Here is a 1,704-nt window from a genome sequence, read left to right as displayed (position 1 = left end):
TTTCCGTCCTCCTCGGACGCGGCCTTCCCGACGGCTCCCCCGCCGCCTCCCGACCGCCCCCGGAGCGAGGACGAGGAGACCTGGCCGCACCGGGGACGCGACGCGGCATGAGGCGGCATACGGCGCGTCCGAGGAGGACGGAAATCCCCCTTCCCCTCCGGTCGGTCGTCGTCCGGTGCGACGGGGTGCTGTCCGGTGCGACGGGGTGCGACGGAGGGCCCGGCCGAGCGCTCCGGTCAGGCGGACTGGCGTGACTGTCCGGTGCCCTTGGTCGCGTCCAGCGCGTAGACGCAGCGGTCCTTGCTGCACGCGTACACGACGCCGCCCACCGCCACCGGCGAACCGGTGATCTCCCCGCCGGTGGCGAGCTTCCAGCGCAGCTGTCCGCCCACGGCGTCGACGGTGTACAGGCAGTGGTCGGCGGAGCCGAAGTGGACCCGCCCGTCGGCGACCACAGGGGCGCCCACCACGTCGGCGCCCGTGGCGAAGCGCCAGCGCGGCGTGCCGCTGACCGCGTCGAGCGTGTAGACGGCGCTGCCGCTGCCGAGATGGACCAGACCGTCGGCGGTGACGACGGGCTCGGCCGAATGCCGTGCCTCGGTCGCGATACGCCAGCGGTCGTTGCCGTTGCCGGAGTCCAGCGCGTACACCGTGCCGAGGTAGTCGGCGAGGTACACCCCGCCGCCGGTCACCCCGGGGCCCGGCACGAAAGCGGCCGGGCTCAGGAAGGCCGCGGGCGCGTCGAAACGCCACCTCTCCTGCCCTGTCGCCGCGTCCAGAGCAAACACCCGCGATCCCGCACAGACGTACGCCACACCGTCCTCGGCGACGGTCACCCGTACGGGCACCCCGCCCGTGGCGGAAGCGTCTCCGACGGGGTACGTCCACCGCTCGGTTCCGGTGCGGGCCTCGAAGACGTACAGCCGCCCGTCCGCCCAGGTGTAGACGGCGCCATCAGCGATGACGGGGCCGCCCTCGGGGGTCTCGAAGTCCGTCTGGGCGCCCGTCAGGTCCCACAGCTTCTCGCCGGTGGCCGCCTCCCACGCCTGGACCCCGCCCCCGCGGGTGCCGGTGACCACGGTGCCGCGGTCCACCTGGAGGGCGTAGACCCAGCCGTCGGTGGCCAACCGCCAGCGTTCCGAACCGTCGCCGGCGTCGAGCGCGTAGAGGCTCGGTCCGTCCGAGGCGTGCACCCGGCCGCCGGAGACGGCCATCGACCAGGCGACCTCGCGCGTCTTGAACTGCCTGCGCCCGCTGGCCACATCCAGCGCGTGCACCTCGAAGGAGGTCACGTACACCAGATCCTCGGCGACGGCCGGCGAGCCCCACACGTCGTTCGACATCCGGAACCGCCACGGCCGCCAGCGCTGCGGCCCGCCCGACGAGGCACCGGACCCCGCCGGATATCCGCCACTCACCGAGTGCGCGGAGGGCTGGGACGGCGGCTGCGCGGGCGGCTGCGGGTGCTGCGGGGACGGCGGCGGAGCCGTCGGCGGCTGGTGCAGCGGATGCACGCCGGGCGGCGGCACGGCCCCCGCGGCCGGGCTTCCGCTCTGGTCGGCGCCCCCGGCGGACCGGGGCCCCGGAGCACCGTACGGCGGGGCGGACGGAGGCGCGGGAGGCGGCGAGACGGCCTGCGGGGGCGCGGGAGCGCCGTGCGCGGGGGAGGGACCCGCCAGCGGCGGCAGCGGCGCGGCGTACGGC

At 75.8% G+C, this 1,704-nt stretch carries 1 protein-coding gene; it reads right to left on the bottom strand.

All coding sequences use genetic code 11. From position 1 onward, the window contains the following. Positions 1–236: 236 nt before the first annotated feature. On the bottom strand, positions 237–1,704 hold a 1,468-nt coding region (locus AB8Z75_RS34540), incomplete at its 5' end, for a PQQ-binding-like beta-propeller repeat protein (RefSeq protein ID WP_369209037.1).

Source organism: Streptomyces sp. PU-14G (genome assembly GCF_041028275.1).
GTDB lineage: Bacteria > Actinomycetota > Actinomycetes > Streptomycetales > Streptomycetaceae > Streptomyces.
The sequence above is the reverse complement of the archived record's forward strand: the minus strand, read 5'-3'. Positions and strand labels throughout refer to the sequence as shown.